This window comes from Streptomyces sp. NPDC048484 (assembly GCF_040651415.1).
Lineage (GTDB): Bacteria > Actinomycetota > Actinomycetes > Streptomycetales > Streptomycetaceae > Streptomyces.
On the sequence record NZ_JBEZJY010000048.1, the window covers coordinates 1 to 16,932 of the forward strand.

21 protein-coding genes and 3 pseudogenes are annotated in these 16,932 nt (G+C 68.7%); 14 read left to right on the forward strand and 10 right to left on the reverse strand.

Going from position 1 to position 16,932, the window contains the following annotated elements:
• Positions 1 to 155: 155 nt before the first annotated feature.
• The 3 genes from AB0D14_RS35925 (at position 156) to AB0D14_RS35935 (ending at position 1,538) form a co-directional block, all read left to right on the forward strand.
• Complete coding sequence (locus AB0D14_RS35925; protein ID WP_362787309.1) at positions 156 to 686, forward strand: hypothetical protein; 531 nt, start codon at positions 156 to 158, stop codon at positions 684 to 686.
• Positions 687 to 924: 238 nt separating this feature from the next.
• Positions 925 to 1,134 (forward strand): hypothetical protein, encoded by a 210-nt coding sequence (locus AB0D14_RS35930; RefSeq protein WP_362787310.1) that lies wholly within the window; start codon positions 925 to 927, stop codon positions 1,132 to 1,134.
• Between the two features lie 119 nt (positions 1,135 to 1,253).
• Positions 1,254 to 1,538 (forward strand): hypothetical protein, encoded by a 285-nt coding sequence (locus tag AB0D14_RS35935; RefSeq protein ID WP_362787311.1) that lies wholly within the window; start codon positions 1,254 to 1,256, stop codon positions 1,536 to 1,538.
• A 630-nt stretch (positions 1,539 to 2,168) separates the two neighbouring features.
• On the opposite strand, the gene AB0D14_RS35940 is transcribed toward AB0D14_RS35935, so the two are convergent.
• Positions 2,169 to 3,494 (reverse strand): hypothetical protein, encoded by a 1,326-nt coding sequence (locus tag AB0D14_RS35940; protein ID WP_362787312.1) that lies wholly within the window; start codon positions 3,492 to 3,494, stop codon positions 2,169 to 2,171.
• A gap of 142 nt (positions 3,495 to 3,636) precedes the next feature.
• On the opposite strand from AB0D14_RS35940, the gene AB0D14_RS35945 reads away from it, so the two are divergent.
• From AB0D14_RS35945 to AB0D14_RS35980, 8 genes are all read left to right on the forward strand, one after another.
• Positions 3,637 to 3,876, forward strand: coding sequence for a hypothetical protein (locus AB0D14_RS35945; RefSeq protein WP_362787313.1), 240 nt, complete (start codon positions 3,637 to 3,639; stop codon positions 3,874 to 3,876).
• Positions 3,877 to 4,078: 202 nt separating this feature from the next.
• Positions 4,079 to 4,570, forward strand: coding sequence for a hypothetical protein (locus tag AB0D14_RS35950; protein WP_362787314.1), 492 nt, complete (start codon positions 4,079 to 4,081; stop codon positions 4,568 to 4,570).
• A gap of 73 nt (positions 4,571 to 4,643) precedes the next feature.
• Positions 4,644 to 4,904, forward strand: a complete 261-nt coding sequence (locus AB0D14_RS35955; protein WP_362787315.1) for a hypothetical protein — start codon at positions 4,644 to 4,646, stop codon at positions 4,902 to 4,904.
• 47 nt (positions 4,905 to 4,951) lie between these two features.
• The gene (locus AB0D14_RS35960) at positions 4,952 to 5,377 is read left to right on the forward strand and encodes a hypothetical protein (RefSeq protein ID WP_362787316.1); all 426 of its coding nucleotides are present in this window, start codon (positions 4,952 to 4,954) and stop codon (positions 5,375 to 5,377) included.
• Positions 5,378 to 5,417: 40 nt separating this feature from the next.
• Positions 5,418 to 5,771 carry a DUF317 domain-containing protein gene (locus tag AB0D14_RS35965; protein ID WP_362787317.1) on the forward strand — a complete coding sequence of 118 codons (354 nt, stop codon included), beginning with the start codon at positions 5,418 to 5,420 and terminating at the stop codon, positions 5,769 to 5,771.
• A gap of 98 nt (positions 5,772 to 5,869) precedes the next feature.
• Positions 5,870 to 6,160, forward strand: a complete 291-nt coding sequence (locus AB0D14_RS35970; RefSeq protein WP_362787318.1) for a hypothetical protein — start codon at positions 5,870 to 5,872, stop codon at positions 6,158 to 6,160.
• Positions 6,161 to 6,175: 15 nt separating this feature from the next.
• Positions 6,176 to 6,997, forward strand: a complete 822-nt coding sequence (locus AB0D14_RS35975; protein ID WP_362787319.1) for a DUF317 domain-containing protein — start codon at positions 6,176 to 6,178, stop codon at positions 6,995 to 6,997.
• Positions 6,998 to 7,041: 44 nt separating this feature from the next.
• Complete coding sequence (locus AB0D14_RS35980; RefSeq protein ID WP_362787320.1) at positions 7,042 to 8,424, forward strand: IS110 family transposase; 1,383 nt, start codon at positions 7,042 to 7,044, stop codon at positions 8,422 to 8,424.
• 360 nt (positions 8,425 to 8,784) lie between these two features.
• On the opposite strand, the gene AB0D14_RS35985 is transcribed toward AB0D14_RS35980, so the two are convergent.
• Together AB0D14_RS35985 and AB0D14_RS35990 are read right to left on the reverse strand one after the other, a co-directional pair.
• Entirely contained in the window at positions 8,785 to 9,480 is a 696-nt protein-coding gene (locus AB0D14_RS35985; protein ID WP_362787321.1) for a hypothetical protein, read from the reverse strand.
• An 80-nt stretch (positions 9,481 to 9,560) separates the two neighbouring features.
• A complete protein-coding gene (locus AB0D14_RS35990; RefSeq protein WP_362787322.1) occupies positions 9,561 to 10,004 on the reverse strand; it encodes a hypothetical protein in 444 nt (147 codons plus the stop codon).
• A 186-nt stretch (positions 10,005 to 10,190) separates the two neighbouring features.
• Between AB0D14_RS35990 and AB0D14_RS35995 the strand changes: the two are divergent.
• Both AB0D14_RS35995 and AB0D14_RS36000 read left to right on the forward strand, forming a co-directional pair.
• Positions 10,191 to 10,898, forward strand: a pseudogene (locus tag AB0D14_RS35995) (sugar nucleotide-binding protein); the annotation flags it as partial.
• Positions 10,899 to 11,022: 124 nt separating this feature from the next.
• Positions 11,023 to 11,934 carry a PhzF family phenazine biosynthesis protein gene (locus AB0D14_RS36000; RefSeq protein WP_362787323.1) on the forward strand — a complete coding sequence of 304 codons (912 nt, stop codon included), beginning with the start codon at positions 11,023 to 11,025 and terminating at the stop codon, positions 11,932 to 11,934.
• A gap of 169 nt (positions 11,935 to 12,103) precedes the next feature.
• Here the strand turns inward: AB0D14_RS36000 and AB0D14_RS36005 are convergent, their stop codons facing one another.
• Together AB0D14_RS36005 and AB0D14_RS36010 are read right to left on the reverse strand one after the other, a co-directional pair.
• A complete protein-coding gene (locus tag AB0D14_RS36005) occupies positions 12,104 to 12,424 on the reverse strand; it encodes a hypothetical protein (RefSeq protein ID WP_362787324.1) in 321 nt (106 codons plus the stop codon).
• A gap of 80 nt (positions 12,425 to 12,504) precedes the next feature.
• Positions 12,505 to 13,125: a hypothetical protein gene (locus AB0D14_RS36010; protein WP_362787325.1), complete on the reverse strand. Its 621-nt coding sequence runs from the start codon at positions 13,123 to 13,125 to the stop codon at positions 12,505 to 12,507.
• Between the two features lie 395 nt (positions 13,126 to 13,520).
• Here AB0D14_RS36010 and AB0D14_RS36015 point away from each other — a divergent pair.
• A pseudogene (locus AB0D14_RS36015) lies at positions 13,521 to 13,691 on the forward strand (dTDP-4-dehydrorhamnose reductase); the annotation flags it as partial.
• A gap of 29 nt (positions 13,692 to 13,720) precedes the next feature.
• Here the strand turns inward: AB0D14_RS36015 and AB0D14_RS36020 are convergent.
• The 5 genes and pseudogenes from AB0D14_RS36020 to AB0D14_RS36040 all read right to left on the reverse strand — a co-directional run.
• Complete coding sequence (locus tag AB0D14_RS36020) at positions 13,721 to 15,460, reverse strand: relaxase/mobilization nuclease domain-containing protein (protein ID WP_362787326.1); 1,740 nt, start codon at positions 15,458 to 15,460, stop codon at positions 13,721 to 13,723.
• Positions 15,457 to 16,083 (reverse strand): hypothetical protein, encoded by a 627-nt coding sequence (locus AB0D14_RS36025; RefSeq protein WP_362787327.1) that lies wholly within the window; start codon positions 16,081 to 16,083, stop codon positions 15,457 to 15,459. Before AB0D14_RS36025 ends, AB0D14_RS36020 begins: the two co-directional genes overlap by 4 nt.
• On the reverse strand, positions 16,080 to 16,316 hold the full coding sequence (locus tag AB0D14_RS36030) for a hypothetical protein (protein WP_362787328.1): 237 nt from the start codon (positions 16,314 to 16,316) through the stop codon (positions 16,080 to 16,082). Before AB0D14_RS36030 ends, AB0D14_RS36025 begins: the two co-directional genes overlap by 4 nt.
• Before the next feature lie 85 nt (positions 16,317 to 16,401).
• Positions 16,402 to 16,593, reverse strand: coding sequence for a hypothetical protein (locus AB0D14_RS36035; RefSeq protein ID WP_362787329.1), 192 nt, complete (start codon positions 16,591 to 16,593; stop codon positions 16,402 to 16,404).
• A pseudogene (locus AB0D14_RS36040) lies at positions 16,590 to 16,932 on the reverse strand (hypothetical protein); the annotation flags it as partial. The pseudogene AB0D14_RS36040 and the gene AB0D14_RS36035, both read right to left, overlap by 4 nt.

Below are 16,932 nucleotides of genomic sequence, written 5' to 3' on the forward strand. Positions count from 1 at the left end.
CTCACAGGGCCAGGAAGTACATAGGCGTCCGTCACTCCGACAGCTCAGGAGCCCCATCCGGGACTTCCTGAAACCGCCTTCACAAAGGATTAGGGGCTTTCCGTGCTCCCCGCCCTACTGTGGAGGGGCAACGATCTCTTCTGGGAGCACAACGAGTGACAGCGTCAATGGAGCGGCTCTGCGACTGGGTCGTCAATAAGGACAAGGTCTGGGTCCACGGCGACCGGATCACCGACGGCCACGTCGCTCTCGACATGCGCCTCACCCCAGGGCTCGACCCTGGCGAGGTCGACCGGGACGGACAGTGGGTCCTGCGCAAAGCGCAGCCCTCACGCTGGGTGGCTGAGCAGCACCCCGACCTCTCAGACGTCATCCCGGACCCGGCCGACGGCTCGGACTGGAGCGAGGTCGTCTGGTCGCACTGGGTGACCCGCAGCCTGCGCATCGGCGCCCTACGGGGTGCCGCGGTGGCAGTGGACCACGGATGGCTCTCCCGCCTCGACCCCGGCTACCGGATCGAAGGGGCCCCGGGACGCAGGGCCCTGCGGATCGTGACCAAGGTGCCCGAGCTGTCGCTGCTGTCGGGCGGCGCCGCGCACCGAACGGTGGTCGGTGTCGTGATGCCCACCTCCATCGAGGCTTCGGGTACGGTTCTTGAGGCCATCGTGCAGGACCTGAACGTCTAAGTTCACCGGGGGAGTAGGCGGCCTCGTCTTTCCGGTGATCCCGGCGACCTGTACCTGCGCATCTCCTACGACGACGGACTCTGGGACACCTCGCAGGCCGACACGCTGGAGCGATGGACCGTGTCTGTCCTTCACCGCCGGCGTGGGCACGACGGAGGCCAGGGGCTGGCGGCCACGAGCAGCTGCGTCACCGCGGAGGGCCCCGCGTGCACGGTCAAGGACGCCACCGTGGGGGTCGATGACGTTCTACCGGGTGGACCTCGACGGTGTCCGGAATGTATTCCGGACGATGGAGGAGGAATCCGAGGAGGTGCACGAGTCCGCCCAGGTCCTCCTCGATCCCGAGACGGGCTCCTTCACCAGCGAAGTCAGCGAGTTGCTGGAGTACGTCGGCTCCGGTGTAGGGTCCGCGGTCCAATGCGCAATGTCGGCTGAGGATGCGCAGTGAATGCGCAAAACCAGGGTTCGGTGCGCGATGGTTGCAGTCCGTAGCTGTCTGTGTTGATCTCTTGTGATCTTTCGGGAGAAACACGCGGGGTACCGCGTCCCTGGTGGGAAACTGAAGCAGTGATTCCACCCGATGCCACGACCGGACGCGACGCCTTGGCCGAACAGCGGAGAGAGTTGGCCCGCGCGAGAGACAAGGATCTGCAGAACCTACAGATCATGCAGGAGTACGCCCAGGAAGGCCGGCGGTCCCGGGATGACGTCACGGAAGCCGCAGCCGAGGCAGAAGCCGCCTGCCAAGCGGTCACCGCTTTCGACGCCATGCACCCCCACATCCGAACCACGGGAAACGCCGAAGATGACGCTCAAGCGCTGCGCGGCCTGCAACGGTTGACAGGCGCTTAGTCCGCATTAGCTCGCAGGCGCGCGTGTTGCGGAGGACCGTCACTCCTGTGGCGTGATGCTCAAGGACCGGATGAGCTGGACGAGTTCTTCACCGAAGAGCTTGTCCGGTTCCCCAGACCATGGATGTCTCTCCGTCACCGACTTCGCTCGCGGAGAACCACTGATTGCGCAAGATCCACCGACACCGCCACTGCTTACGTGCCTCGGATCTCGAACTTCGCGCAGGAACCAGTGCGCACGAGGGTCGCGGACCCTACATCCGGGTTGTGTGTCATGGACCGGGCGACCTTGGATCCCCCGTGGCGTGGCCACGGAATGGCGGCCATACTCGGCTGTGAGGCAAACTCGGCGCACCTTGCCACATACCTCCAGCGCCTGCCCACCGCCAACGGCGTCGCCTTCAGCGCATTGGAGGACGAGACCGGCATGGTCAACCTCGTCTTCTCCCCTCCCGTGCGGGAACGCTGCCACCGCACCCTGCTGGAAGCCCCCGCAGTCCTCCTGGACGGGCACGTGGAGCGGTCGTACGGCGCAGTCAACTTCCTCGTCCACCAGGTCGAGGCCATGGCGGTAGCGACGGCATCCCGCCCCCGTCCCCGACGGCGACAGACCCGGGCGGGACTTCTCACGTCAGGGCGAGGCGGCGACCGACCGGGGAGCCATCAGGTCGGCGAACGGAGTGCGCACGTCGGGCGTCGGCCGCGGGCTGATGTCGGCGCCGGCGGCCCGCGCGGCCCGGAGGACCGTGACGAGGTCTCCACTGGCGATGGTCTCCACGGGGCACTGCCCGCACTCTCCGGTCCGGACATGCCCGTTTGCCGCAGCCGACACGGCGCGCGTGTGCGCGAACACCTCAGCCGGGCCGTCGGCGCGGACCGCATACCAGGATCCCTGCTGCTCCGGGGGCAGGAGCGCCGCACCGACGCCTGGGTACATCGGAAGGTGGATGCGGCCGTCGTGGACGCGGATCACGAAGACCTGGTCCAGGCTGTCGCAGCTGTCCGCCTCGGGCGCTTCCTGCTCAAGCCACGCGATGGCCTGCGCGCGGCTGCCGGGGCCCCACAGATACTCCGCCGGAAAATGTGTGGTGGCGTTCCTGGCGTCGTACTCCATCAGATTGGGATCCTCCCGCTCCCCGGGCCAGAAGACCGCGCGCACGAGTACGAAGGTGAACCCGTCCTCCTCCTCTTGCTCTTGCTGGTCGGCGAGCTGGGCTGCGTGCCCGGCCCTCACGGAGCCGGTGGTGGTGTTCCATCGGATGGCGACCACGTCGCGCGGGATCGGTGCCGGGTAGAGCCGGCCTCCCGGCGTCGAGTGGCCCCACAAATGGTTGATGATCTCCGCGAGGTCGGACAGATCCCTGTATACGTCGACGGGAGTGAGGAGGTGGAACATGCCGTGGGCGGTGACGTTCCGCAGAGCCTTCTTCGCCCCCTCGACGCCGCGGTTTCGCTGGCCACGCAGCAGGCCCTCGCGCCGCGCCCACCTCAGCAGTCCGTCGAGCATTCCGTTGAACGGGGTCCAGGTGTTCGAACTGCCCATCCGGATCTCGGGCTTGCGGAGCTTCCTGTACTTGCCGTGGAAGTCTGCGTAGCTCGTGTAGGCGATCTGATGCTCGCGGCCTGCCTCGTTCCGGGCGGTGACGGTGCCGTTGTGGAGGGCGGCGAACCGGTCCCGCAGCGCCTGCTCCAGCGTCATCTTGGCGGCGTCCGAGACCAGCGTGAACAGGTCGTAGCACAACAGCCCCTGGGCGTAGCCGGCGCGCAGCTGCTCGAACTTCTGGCGGGTGGCCTGCGCCACCTCGTCGGCGAGGACCAGGTTGCTGATCAGGCGCTGCTGATAGTCCGCGGCGTCCTCGGGCCGCATGGCTCCGCCGAGGCCGAACGGCGTGAAATGCAGGACACGCGGGTCCACGGCCTGGAGCGCGGCGAGGGGGTCGTTGGTCGTCGAGGTCACCGGTGCGGCCCTTCAGGTGCGAATGAGGCGAACCCAAAAGGATCAGGCCGGGAAAGGGGGCCGCGCAACCCGATTGTCTCAGCTCGCCGACCACGGACGCGAGGGACCGGCCTTGCCGTGGCCGGACGTAAGATCCTCCGACGTGACCGCTATTTCGTTCGATGACCTGATCAACCTGGAGCGCGCTGCCGTCGAGGCGAACGACGCTGTCAAGGGCTTGCCCTACAGCGCAGAGGCGTGGAAGCCCTGGTTCGACGCGTCGGCGGAGTTCCAGACGAAGGTGACGGCGTACGCGAAGGCGGAGGGCAAGGACCGGGTCTCGGTTGAGATGGACGTGAAGAAGGCTGTCCGGCACCCGGTACCGACGGAGGACGCCGCATAAGGCGTTGGAACACCGTGGTGCCGCACGCCCGGCAGACGCTCAACCTGCCGAACAGTCCGCACGCCACGGGTCGGAGCGATTGGTGCAGGATGCGCGAGCCTCTGCCGGTGAGGGTGGTCAGCCTGGCGCCCGAGGCTCGTTCACGGTCATGAACTCCAGGAACCAGGCGCCCCCCAGCCGGGGATCCGACGACGAAAGGGTCGTGGCGAAGGTCCTGATCGGTGAGGGCGGCGAGCTGACGGAGAAGTCCGCCCAGCAACTCGTGCTGGAAGATCTCGACCGCATCATGGAAGTCCTGCCTCCTCTTGCGGAGCGCGACTTCATGGAAGCGGACCGGCTTGAGAGCGCGGCCAAGGAATCCGCCCAAGGAGCCAAGGAACACAGGGTCCGCGGGAACCGCATCCTCGCCCTGTTCAAGCGCTACGACCGGCTCGTCGTCGGCATCGACAGCATCCCTGGCATCTTCACCTCGCCGACTACCTTGCCGAGGTCGGAGCCCAGGCCCTGGGCCTGGACGACGAAGACGCCGAGCTTCTCCGGTACGCGGGCGCCCTGTGACCGAGTCCACGTGGCACAAAGAAGTCAAGAACTGGGGCGTGGCCACCGAGATCCCACTCGGCAACCGCAGAGCCGACTGCATGCTGCGCTGCGGCAAGCGGGCAGAAATCCAGGCCCATCCGCTTGCTCCGGTTGAAGTCGCCGGCCGGGAGGCTCACGCAGACCTCTGGATTCTCGACTGCCGAGCCGCCCACGCGCGCAACCGCCTCATGGTGTGGGACGACCCGGAGTTCGGCACGCTGTTCCGCTGGGACCGCGCCTGGCAGGGCTTCGCGGTGGCCAAGCGGCCCGCCTTCCTCAACACAGAACTGGACATCAGCACAGGCTGCGGCACCTTCCTGGAAGTGACGGGCTGGACCTTTGACGGATACCGCGCTCTCGGTTCCGGCAGATCCCATACCGCTGCAGCCGTGCGCTCTTGGATGCACTATGACATCCCGCTCCCCTCGCACCTGGCCGTGACCCAGTGACCTGGGAGCCATCCCACGCACGGATGGGAAGGCGTCACCGCGCAATCGTGATCGAGCTGGACGGTCTCCTCCATCAGGTGCCGGCCGAATACCACGCGACCGGTGCGCTCGCGGAACACATGGTGACAGCCCGGGCCTTCTACGCCGACTCCTTGTTCGGCGAATGCCCGGTTCCAGTGGCCATACCCCTGTACCGGCCTACCGCTGGCACCCACCCGGCACTGAGCGTCGTGGATGACCTGGCCGAGTTCTGGGTCATGGAATTCGACGTCTGGCACAACCAGGTCCGCTATCACATCACTGGCTTCTACCCCGCACAACTAGGTTCACGTTCACTGTCACAAAAGGCGAAACGGCTTAGTTCGTTGTCAAACGCCTCGATTGGATGGCGCGTGAAATCGGCAGTTCGCCGGGGGCAGACAGGAAAGACCGCGGAAAGACTGGCCAACGCGGTCGAGGTCATGCCAACGTAGACGAATTGCAAGAAACGCCAGGTCAGAGAGGTGATTGCTTGTGACCGTAGCGCCCGTCGGCCCTGGTCTCTCCACCACCATCGAAGCTCTGCGGCTGCGTGAATGGCAGCTCGGCCCCGGGCGGCCCACGCTCGTGACAGACCAGTTCGCAGCGGACGACTTCCACCTGATCGTGGACGACCGTGCGGATGTGCACGTCAGCTCGAAGGACGGCCGTTTCTACCTCGGCTGGTTCCCGAACGGACGTTCCGGCACGGATGGCGTGGGATGGACAATCGCCGTCGCTGGCACGGCCAAGGTCCCCGGCTACCGCCTGTCGTTCGACACCGAGACGCCGGCCGACATCGTCGCCGCCGCCGTAGCGCGCGTGCTGGAGACCTCACGCCGCGTATGACCGTGCTGACTCCCCCCGAACAGCCCTCGCTCGGAGGGCTGGCCTGCGGCCGGCCCGTTCCATCGCTCCCCCTTTCCCTTCACCCCAGGAGGCTGTTCGTGACGTCCCCGGAGATGACCGTCGGTGATCTCATCGACCTGCTGTCCGGCTGCGACCGGAGTGCTCCGGTCCGCCAGGCCATGAATCCGTTCTTCCCGATGGCACACCGCCTGGCGCAGGTCGTGCAGTCCGTGGACGAGACCGGCCGGACCGTCGTCTACCTCGCCGAAGGGCGGGAGGAGGACGCACAACTCGGCCATCTGCCGCCCGAGGTGGCCGTCAACCTGACCTGGCAGGGCCCCGTTCAGGCGCCCCCTCGCCGCCCCCGCCGCCGCGCCGGCGCCAAGTAGACCCGCACCGAGCCCTTGGAGGCGCCCCTGTACCCCGACTTCCCGCTCGACCCGTCCACTCCGCGCGGCAGCCGGCCCGCGTTCTGGGTCGGTCCCCGGCATCTGGCCGGCGACGATGGGCGCCTCTACGACGCCGTCGCCGACACGCTCTGCGGCCTGGGCTGGACGAGCCTGACGATCGTCCGCGGACGGCACGAGCCGGACGAAACACCGGAGGACCGCCAGGTCCTGCGCAGCACCGTCCTGCACATCAGCCCCGACGCCCTGCGCTGGGCGCAATGGAGCCTGGCGGACGAGCCGTTCCACCTGGGCGACCTGCCGATCGCCTGGCAGGTCTCGGCCCGCGCGGACACGGCCAGCCCGCTCGCGGCGTGGTCGTCCTACTTCACCACCGACGTCCCCGGCGAGGCCGTGACCGACTTCCTCGTCGCGCTCGACGCCCGCGGCCAGCCCGCCGTGCCGCTTGCAGGACCCGAGCTGGTCCTCGACGCCGTCGTCGCACATGGCTGGCTCCGCGACATCGACCAGCCCCAGGCGGCGGCAACGGATCCCACGTTCACCTCGCACATCAGCCTCGGCGAGGTGCCGCCTCTCATCCAGGACGCCGATCCGCGCGCCCTGACCACCGAGGCCGACGAGGCGGGACCCGTCGGATGGCAGGCGTGGGCCGAGCCCGCGCTCGGTGCCCCCTGCCTGTGGGCGGCCTCCTTCGCCGCCAGCGTCCCGCACGACCTCGTCGCCGCGTTCGCCGCCTCCCTCAGCTCGACCGCACCGGTCCTGCGCCGGGTGCTGCCCGCGGCCACCCAGGAGCGCCTCCTGCGCGCCCCGGCCAGCTAGGGCCCGGACACGTCCTTCTTCTCCTGCCCCTTGGAGGTGGTTGCTTGCTCTTCGCCGGATGCGACTGGTCGGACCAGTGGCTCGACGTCGCCGTTATCGACCGGTCCGGAGCCGTCCTGGGCGAGACCCGGATCGTCTACGCCGAGAGCCCGGACCCCGTCGCCCGCTACCGGGAGTTCCTCGCGCCGTTGGGGCGCAGGTGGCGAGCGACGGTCACCGGGATCGAGGACGTGAACATCTTGTTCGCCCGCTCGCTGGCGGCGTCGGGGATGAACGTGGTTCATGTGGATCCGACCCGTGCCGCTCGTCACCGCATGGCCCGGGGGATTTCCAAGACGGACCGCGCCGATGCGAGGCTGATCGCCTCGATGACCCTGGCGGGCGAGTACCGTCCACTCGTCGCGAACTCTCCCGAGGCGCAGGCACTGCGCGTCGTGGCGCATGCCCACCGGGCGGCGGTGGCCCACCGAGTCGAAGCTCTGCACTCTCTGCGAGCGGCGTTGATGCGTATCTGGCCGGCGGCCGTATGGGCGTGGCCGGCTGGTGTCGGCGGGCTGCGCAGTCGCCAGGCGCGAGCCGTCCTCACTGCCGCCCCCAGCCCGCGTGCCGCGGCCCGACTGGATCGCACCAGCCTGGCGGCGCTGTTGACCGCGGCGGGCAGGAAACGCACGGTCCAGGACGAGGCCGAGCGCCTGCGTATGATCTTCTCCCGCCCGGTGATGCTCCTCGACTCCCGTGTCGAAGCCGCCGAGGCTCTGCGCCTCGGGCATCTCCTGGCGACCCTCGACCATGCGGTGCGGCGGGCCGACGACCTGCAGCGGGACTTGGCGCAGCACTATACGGCCCATCCGTTTCACCCGCTGGTGACAGGTGTTCCAGGAGTCGGCGACATCCTGGGCGCTTACCTTCTGGCGGAGATCGGGGACCGCCCCGTCGAGCGCTTCGGCAGCGGGCGCTCCCTCGCCGCCTACGCGGGTGTTGCCCCGGTTACCTGGGCTTCCGGCCACACCGTGCGGGTCACGTTCCGTCGGGCGTCGTCCACGCACCTGCGGAGCACGGTGCACGCGGTGGCCTTCTCTATGGTCAGCCACTCACCGGGCGCCCAGGCGTACTACAAGATGCGCCGCTGTGCAGGCGACGCGCACGCCACGGCGTTGAGGAAGCTGGGCCGGAAGATCGTCCTGTGCCTCTACCGCTGTATGACCTCCGGCCTGCCGTACGAGGACGCCACCGCCTTCGGCTACGACCCTACCGCCGACCGTGCTCCATCCCGCCCCAGTCGCAAACCACTGGACGAAGAGCAGATCGCGCTCGCTCGCGACATGCTCGCCGCTCCCGGCACCACCGTCACCGCCACGGCGCGGACCTTCGGGGTCAGCACGCAGACGATCTATCGACACGTGCTCGGTCGCTACCGGGCCCGATAACAGCTCGGCGCACTCGCTCGATCCGAGAGCGGAGGCGTTCACCGCCGGTGTCCGGCGGCGAACGCCCCCGCTCTCGGCCGGAGCGGGAGAGGCGGGCGGACCGCGGTACGCCCGAAGGCATCCCCGGGCCTGTGAGCCCCGACGCGGGAATGGCGCCCACGGACCCCGCCCGCCTCGCCGAGCACCAACCAAGCCCGGCCTTCCCGTAAGAGGGAGGCCGGGCTTCGCGCATGCTGGCCTCGCCAGCTGGAAGGAACAGGCGTACCTACCAGTGAGGGCGCATCAGGCAGTGGCGTATGCGCGCCCCAGTACGGCGGAGCCCCGGCCGCACGGTGGCGGCCGGGGCAGACGGATCCGGTGTCAGCTCGTCGCTGTGGCCTTGGCGAGGGCCTTGCCGAGGTGCCGGTCGACGAGGGCCGGGGAACCGGAGACGATCAGCAGCAGACTGCCGTCGCGGATCGCGGTCTGCTTGACCACGGTGCTCCGGCCTCCGGTGGAAAACGTCAGGAGCTGGCTCCACTGCTCGTCACCGAGCCCGCGGTGCGCGGGCAGCCTCTGCGAGGCCATGTCGATCGGAGTGCCACCCGAGATGACCTGATAGGTGTTGCATCCCGTCATGGCGTCGAAGATCCGGCCGATGCTGTCAGACAGCTTGTCCGCACTGTCGCTGTACAGCTCCTCGGCGACCTCCGAGGAGCTGGCGCCGTAGGTGAAGGCCGCTTCCGCCTTGCGCGGGAAGCTGAGCGCGCCGCCGGCCGCGGCGTTGCCACCCAGCTCGCTCAGGGCTGGGCAGCCGATGACGGTGACGTCGGCGTGCTGGGCGGGGCGCTCCGGCTTGGCGAGGTAGCCGCCGCCGAGGTCGCTCTCGTCGAGCAGGCGCGTCTCCAGCGCGGCCGAGGAGAGGGGAGCAGCCTGCTGGGCCGGGTCGGCCGGCTTTCCCGTACGAGCGGACGGCGCGGTGTCGGGCCTGGTGCCGACGGTGTCGGTGGAGCAGGCCGGTACGGCGAGGAGGGCGGCGGTGATGCCGAGGATGGTGGTGGTGACGCGAACACGCATGACGGTACTGACCCCCTTGGTGCTAGGCGGCGGGTGGTCAGTACGGGCCCGTAGGCCCGGTGGGGTCGTAGGAGTGGTGGTCAGTGCCCGAGGTGGCGCAGGCAGTCCTCGAACGTGGCGTGCGTCGCGTCCGCCGGCCCGAACTGCCGGTTGAACCAGGCGGTGTCGAGGCGCCTTTCCTGCTGCTGGTGTCCGGCCCGGCAGCGCAGCAAGATCTGGCCGCGGGTGGAGAGGATGAGCCAGTCCCGGTACGCCCCGCACTCGGCGCAGGCGGCCATCTCACCGTCGAGGACGAGCGGCTGACTCCACGGCATTATCCTGCCGTCGAGCTGGTCATGGCTCGGCACACGCAGCTCCGGCGGGAGGAAGTCGTCGACCACGGCGGCCGGCTCGGTGGGCTCCGGCTCGGCCGGCGGTACCCCGATGCCCGGCGGGACCTGGTTCTGCAGCTGCGCATGCAGCTCGGCGAACTGGCGCTGCGCCTCGCTCGGCCCCTTGGCCCTGCGTCGTATTCGGTAAAACACCCTGGCGTCCTCCCCTTGCCTCGTCCTACTCGCTTCATGATCGTGCCCCACGTCCCTGGCGGTTTCAATTCACAAAGCCCACAGTCATTTTCCGCAGGTCATGAGGTGTTTCCTCGCTTCTTCGGGTTGGGGTCGCTCTGGGCGAGGCGCTTCGAGCGAGGTGAGGACCGTCTACCGTGGCATGCCATGACGGTCCTTATTGTCGGAGGCAGCGGGTTCCTGGGCACCGAGTTGGTCCGTCAGGCATCTGCCGCCGGGCATCGCACCGCGGCGACCTTCGCGACCAGGCCGGGCAGCAGCCTGGAGGCCACGTGGTACGACCTGGACTTGCGGGATGGCGACCGTGTCGAAGAGGTCGTTGCCTCGCTCGTCCCCTGCGTGGTCATCAACGCGAGCAGCGGCAGCGCCAACTGGGCTGTCACGGCCGATGGCTCCGTCCGGCTGGCGATGGCGGCGGCGAAGTACGGCTGCCGTCTCGTTCACGTGAGCAGTGACGCCGTGTTCTCCGGTGCTCGCGTCCACTACGACGAGTCCTGTCTCCCCGATCCCGTCACTCCGTACGGCGCAGCGAAGGCCGCGGCGGAGACCGGCATCCGGCTTCTGGCCCCGGGCGCCGCCATCGCCCGTACCTCACTGATCATCGGCGGCATCCAGTCCGAGCATGTACGCCTCGTGCACGACCTCGCGGCCGGCTCCCGAACCGGTGCCCTGTTCACCGACGACGTCCGCTGCCCCGTGCATGTCGGTGACCTCGCCGCCGCCCTGCTGGAGCTGGCCTTCACCGACGAGAGCGGCGTCCACCACCTTGCGGGTGCCGACGCCGTGAGTCGCCACGTTCCCTGTCAAGCCCTTGTGTTCAGCGTGAGGTTCGCGCACACGACCCGCCCTGGAGCCGACGCTGCCTCAGCCGAAGTCGCGTCCCTGGCTCGGCCTTCGTGGAGATCCGCGCTACACCTGATGGTCCCTCTGGCAGTTCGAAACAACCTCAATCTGATTTCCCTCGGGAAGGCTTGGATCCATGGCAGAGACAAACACGCCTCAGAGGCTGCCATATCGACTCGCGGACGTATTCACCGAAGTGGCCCTGGCCGGGAATCAGCTCGCCGTCTTCACCAGCGGCGGCGAGCGGCTCAGTACCAGAACCATGCAAGCAATCGCCCGCGAGATGAATCTGTCTGAGACGGTCTTTGTCGTACCACCCGAGGCTGGAGGCGATGCGAAGATTCGAATGCTGTCCAGCGTTTGCGAAATTGATTTCGCAGGTCATCCGCTACTCGGCACCGCCTGTGTACTCGCCGCACAGTGGGACTTGCCGACGGACGAGCTCACGCTCAGGATCGAGACCAACGTGGGCCCGGTGCCGGTCAAGGTGGCACAGCAGGGTCCCGGCCGCTACCGCGCATGGATGGAGCAGCCGCTCCCCGAGATCAGCGACTTCGACCGAGACGAGGAACTGCTGGAGGCTCTCGGGCTGAAGCGCAGCCTGCTGCCCATCCAGGTGAGTGACACGGGCATTCCACACCTCTACGTGACGGCGGAGTCCGTTGAGGCCGTCGAGGGGATCGTCCCGGACTTTCCGCTCCTGGGACGGATCGCGGGCGGCCCTCGCATCAACGTCTTCGCCGGCGAAGGGCTGGCGTACACAACCCGGATGTTCAGCCCCTTCGACTACGTACCGGAGGACCCCGCCTGCGGGTCCGCCGCCGGCCCCCTGGCGGCTCATCTTGTCCGCTACGGCCTCGTCGAACCCGGCAGCCAGATCACCCTGTCGCAAGGGGCAAGCATCGGGCGTCCGTCCACGCTGTACGCCGTCGCGCACGGCAGCACCGAGCAGATCACCAGAATCGAAGTCGGCGGCGGTGTCTGTCTCATCGGGGGCGGTGAGCTCGTCCTGCCAGCGTCCGCATTGGGTGCGGATGATCTGGCGTGACCGTGCTGTCTCTGACACTCGAGTCACTGCCCTCGACTGGGGTCTGGCGTGCGAGTGGCGCTGCAACGCCTTCTTGGTGATCTTCACGGGTCAGGGATCCGTGATCAGGTTGGGAAGGAAGGCGCCCCTCCCAACCTGAGGAGCAGACCGCGCGGCTGCGCCGGAGAGATCACGTCGCTCGCACGCGTTCGAGGAGGTCGTCGACGCCGTCGGCGCCGGTGAACTTCTTGAATCCTGGGGAAAGTTCGCGCACCAGGGTGACGCAGCGCGGCGCGCCGATCTTCTGAGCCAGGGCGAGCGACTGGGTGGCGGCAGCTGCGGCCCGGTCGGCCTCGCCCGCTTTGAGGAAGCTGCTGGCCTCGTACGTGAGGAAGACCGCTTTGGTCTTGTCGCGGGCTCCGGGCAGGAGGGCCATTCCTTCGTCGATGAGCTGGTGAGCGCGCTCGGGTTGTCCGAGGTCGAGCATGCACTGCCCGGAGTCCACCAGCATAACCACCGCACCCCCACCAGTGGACGTCGTCCTGCATGTGTCGCGGCGTTGTCCGGTCTCGGCGATGGCGGCGAGTCCACTCAAGGTGGCGAGCCGCAGTCGCTCGACTGCTGGAGCGCGTACGTGCGCCGCTCGGTCAGGTGGGTCACCACGTATCGCTCCTGGGCACAGTGGAAGGCGGCGGCCTCGATGGCTGCCGACAGTCGTTCCTCCGCATGCACGATGACGCCGGTCTCCTCGTACCAGCGGACCGCTCGATCGACGAGCCGGGCAGACACCAGCCGGGCTGTTCGGCAGTACCACCCGAAAGCGCTGACTGCGAGGAGGTGGTCAGCCACCTCATGGGGTGAGTGTGTCGTGGCTGCGGCGTCGTACCCTTCGCACAGGCCAAGACCGACGAGCACACCATTGCGTGTCTGGCGGGGCTCAGGTGCCCAGCCGGTCGCCGCAGCGAGTCTGCGTACGGCGGCGTCGCATGCCGAGGGGGTCGGCGTACCGTACGTGCGGCTCGGGTCCCGGTACAGCACCACCTCGGTCACCGGGGCACCGGCCTCACCAGGCAGGAATGCCGCCACCGGCCACGTGAGCGCCAGCTCGGTAAGCACGCGCCGGACCTGTTCGACGGGAGCGGCCAGCACCCGGAGGAGCGAACGTGTCCAGGCCCCGTCCGCGCCAGCGACCTCGGTGTACGTCATCGTCACGAGTCGATTGTGCAGCGCGCGGAACGCGCCCTATGGCGGTTCGCCCTGTTGAGCGAACCGTTCGCCACCATCGCCGAGATGGGACAGGTGTGCATACAGGAACGCAGCACCCTGAATGACCGTAATTCCGCTTCGACTCCCGTTCCAAGGACTGGAATTCAGCAGAGGGAACATAATCCAGCATGTCTCGGTCCACTGAACAGTCCGGCGCCAAGAACACGGGAGCGCCCGCACGCAGACCGATCCGATCAACAGCTTCTGGCAGATTCCGTACGCCGAACGCTTCCTCTGTGGGTACCGTCCCCCAGTGTCCCGGATCCGGTACCCACACCAACCACCACTCGCTCACCCGATGCCTCCCCTGACGCTTGAACACGCTCAATGATCAGGGAAGCCACGGCCTGGGTGTTCTCGTCGCTCGGCGTGACGGGCTCGATGCTTCCCGACTGCCGGAGGGCCTCCGCGCCGCCACCGTACTGTCCGGCGCACTCGACGTCCGACTCGACAGCCGGGCCACTCAGGCGAAGCTGCGTACGAGATTGCGCGGCGTCCACGAGTTCCTCTGAGGCACGGGCGCAGTCGCGCCGGCGGGTGCTCATCGTGTGTTGCCGGGTGCCTCTTCACCGAGACGGCGGCCCAAGGTGGTGGTTCGGGCCGCAGCCGGGCGTACGGTCGCCGGGTTCCTTACCGTGCTGTTCTTCGGTATCCCGGTAGCGTCGACCGGCAGATCGGCCAGGCGCCGCAGTCGCCACACCAGGACGTCACTGACGGAATCCGCCGTGCCGAGTTCGCGGCTCTCTACGGCGTCGGACAGGAGCACGGCCGGGTCGTGGCCGGCGGCTTCGGTCTCCGCGATGGTCGCCGCCAGGGCATACCAGCCGGGCTCGGCGAGGATCTGCTCGGCCAGACCCGGCAGCGCCTCGCGCAGAAGTACCGTCTGCCGCTGGAGCACCGGCCGGCTCAGACGCCGGCCGCGCTGGTAGAGCACACCGAGCGGCTGGGCGGCGGCCTCTTGGTAGGCGGTACGCAGGTGCTCTGCGGCACGGGTGGCGGCCTCGGCCTGCTGAGCGTGGCCCTTCCTCGCATGCCAGTGTGCGGCGGCGGTGATGAGGAAGAACAGCATGTCGATCGCCATCGCGGTGGTGGCCCCGTCCTCACCGCGGCCGAGGGCGGGGCCGCCGTGGACGAGGTCACGGGCGGCCTGCCGCAGCGCGTGATCGTGCCCGCGTACGGCGCGGACGTGGGAGCGCGAGGCCCGCTCGAAGGCCGTTGCGGCGTCGCGCAGTTCGCGGCGGGTGTGGGCGGCGGACGTCTTGGCGAGGGCATCCAGGACCTCGTCGGCCGCTGCGATGTGGGCGGCGACGTCCGCGTCGTCACTGTGCTCGACGACGAGCACGGCCTGCCACGCGGCCGATGCCGTCCCGCGGCGGGCAGCGGCCGGAGTGCCCGGTCCCGTACGGATCACTTCCTCCTGCCGGGAAGGAGAGGCGTCCGGGGCCTCGCCGGACCAGCGCTCCCGGATGCGGGGCAGCGACAGGTCGGGGGCCAACCGCGCACCGGGGTAGAACACCGGCTCGCCGTCATTGTTCAGATCGTCGGGCAGAGCGACCTTGTATCCGAGCAGGTCACCCGAGGGCGCTGCGCGCTTGCGGATCAGCAGGCCGGCGGCGGCGAGCCGGTCGAAGAACTCCTCGTCACACCTCGCACCGGTCACCGCACGTCGTACGGTCTCGCGCAGTTCCTCGCGGGCGGTGCGTTCGCGGCCCTGGCGCTCGGCCTTGTGGCGTTCGGCGCTGGTGGGCCGCTGTGCGGCGGTGCCGTCGCCCGGCGTGACCTGATGGAGGCCGAGTTCCTTCTCGATGAGACGGGCTTCGGCCTGGGCCCTGGTGCCGGAGCGGAAGTCGTCGGGGCGGTGGCCGTCCTCGGTCACGAGGGTGGCGACGATGTGGATGTGGTCGTCGGCGTGTCGTACGGCCGCCCAGCGGCAGCCGGGCTGTCCCTCGCCGGGGTCGATGCCGGTGGCGGCGACGATGCGGCGGGCGATGTCGGCCCACTCCTCGTCGGACAGGATCCGGTCGCCGGGGTCAGCACGTACGGAGGTGTGCCATACGTGCTTGGCCGGGCGAGCGTGCTTGGCGAGAGCCATCATCGGCTGATCCAGGAGCTGCTGGAGGTCGGTGAGGGTGGCGTTCGGGTCGCGGCCGGGGTCGGGGGACATGCCGTCGAAGGAGGCGACGAGATGGGGGTCGGTGTGTTCCTCGTACTTGCCGGTCTCGTAGAGGTAGTAGAGGAGACCTCTGGTGTCCGACCCGGACGGGTTGACGCTGGGGATCATGAGCCGTGGCCCTCGACCAGCCGTGTGGCGGCTTCGTGGGCGGTGTCGGCGGCCCGCCGTACGGCGGCGACGGCCGCTTCGAGCTGAGGAACGTCTGCACCGGAGTTGAGGGCCTTGACTGCCTGGTTGAGGTTGCTGCCGGCCCAGCCGAGCCGACGCCGGCTGTCGAACAGGGCTGTGATCACCTCGCGTTCGTCGGCGATCTCGGCACTGGTGCGGTCGAGGTCGCGGGCGGCGGCGAGCGCGGAGCGGGCTAGGAATCCGGCGACGGACAGGTTGCACTGGGCGGCGGCGGACTTGATCAGAGTGAACTCGGCATCATTGAAACGCGTGTTGGGCTGGTGCAGACGCTTCTTCTCGGGTGACTGGCGCGGACGCTGGCGGGCACGAGGAGCGCGCTGTCGGCGTGTGGGGCGCTCGGACTGCTGCTCCTCCTCGCCCGGCTTCGATCCGCCCCCGGTCGAAGCCTCAAGGACCTGCGCCCCCCGGTGCAGGTCCTCTCCCGCCCCCTCGGGGGCGGGTTCGGCGGAAGCTACGCTTCCGCCCCAACTTGCTCGCCCCGAGACCGAGTTGGAGTCGCCAGCAGGTTCCGGGGTGGTGCCGTTCTTAGGTGCGTTCGTCATCGGGATTCGGGCCTCATAGCGCGGGTGTGGTGCTGGATGGTCGCGGCCAGCGCGAGGACGTCGGCCGGTCCCGTGAGGACGAGGACGGCTCCGTCGGGGTGGTCCTGGACGAGCCACTGGCCGGTCGGCGTGAGGACGGCGGCGTGCAGGAGACGCCGGCGGACCAGGATGTCCGCCCAGGCGTCGGCCTCGGCGGTGGTGGGCTCGGATGAGCGAGCGGGACGCCAAATCACGGCGTACCTCCTTAAGCGGAGCGGTGGCCCGACGCGAAGTCGGACCACCCGTCCAGATAGGGGCGTTGAGCTGGGGTTTGTCGGTTCAGCCGCACTCGGGGCAGCGGCCGACGTGGTTGTTGAGCGCGCGGGCCATCCGCTGCTTCGTCGAGGCAGCCTGCTTTGCGCTGGACTTCGCCGCCGGCCTGCCCTCATGCCGTTTGGAGTGCGCGAGCATGAAGCCGATCTCCCGCTCGTACTCCGCACGGACGGTGCCGAACTGGTGGCAGGTCCTCATCGGGCGGTGCTCCCTGTCTTCGCGGTGTCGTCGCTCCGCAGCTCTTGGAGGACGAGGCTCAGCCGGTCGTTCCGGCCGCCCTTCAGGCCCTCGCGGCGGAGGATCTCCCGCAGCTGGACCCGGGTGACGGACTCGTTGCCGTCCCGTGCGAGCAGGGCGGGGACGTGGGGGCGGACCTGCTGGACGAGCTGGTCCACCGACTGCTCCGGCTCGCGCGGCGGGCGCTGCGTCTGTGGGGTGCGCGACCGGCCGCGCTTCCCCTTGTTCTTCGTTCTTGGCTTCGTGGTTGTCTTCCGCCTGAGCGAGGTTTTGTGTCCCCGGTCCCCGGTGGGTTCGGTC

What these genes read in the sequence shown, in the direction of transcription:
- AB0D14_RS35930 (WP_362787310.1), top strand. Translation starts at nt 925, where the DNA reads ATGACGTTCTACCGGGTGGACCTCGACGGTGTCCGGAATGTATTCCGG.
- AB0D14_RS35955 (WP_362787315.1), top strand. Translation starts at nt 4,644, where the DNA reads ATGGTGTGGGACGACCCGGAGTTCGGCACGCTGTTCCGCTGGGACCGC.
- AB0D14_RS35985 (WP_362787321.1), bottom strand. Translation starts at nt 9,480, where the DNA reads ATGCGTGTTCGCGTCACCACCACCATCCTCGGCATCACCGCCGCCCTC.
- AB0D14_RS36000 (WP_362787323.1), top strand. Translation starts at nt 11,023, where the DNA reads ATGGCAGAGACAAACACGCCTCAGAGGCTGCCATATCGACTCGCGGAC.
- AB0D14_RS36005 (WP_362787324.1), bottom strand. Translation starts at nt 12,424, where the DNA reads ATGCTGGTGGACTCCGGGCAGTGCATGCTCGACCTCGGACAACCCGAG.
- AB0D14_RS36020 (WP_362787326.1), bottom strand. Translation starts at nt 15,460, where the DNA reads ATGATCCCCAGCGTCAACCCGTCCGGGTCGGACACCAGAGGTCTCCTC.
- AB0D14_RS36025 (WP_362787327.1), bottom strand. Translation starts at nt 16,083, where the DNA reads ATGACGAACGCACCTAAGAACGGCACCACCCCGGAACCTGCTGGCGAC.
- AB0D14_RS36035 (WP_362787329.1), bottom strand. Translation starts at nt 16,593, where the DNA reads ATGAGGACCTGCCACCAGTTCGGCACCGTCCGTGCGGAGTACGAGCGG.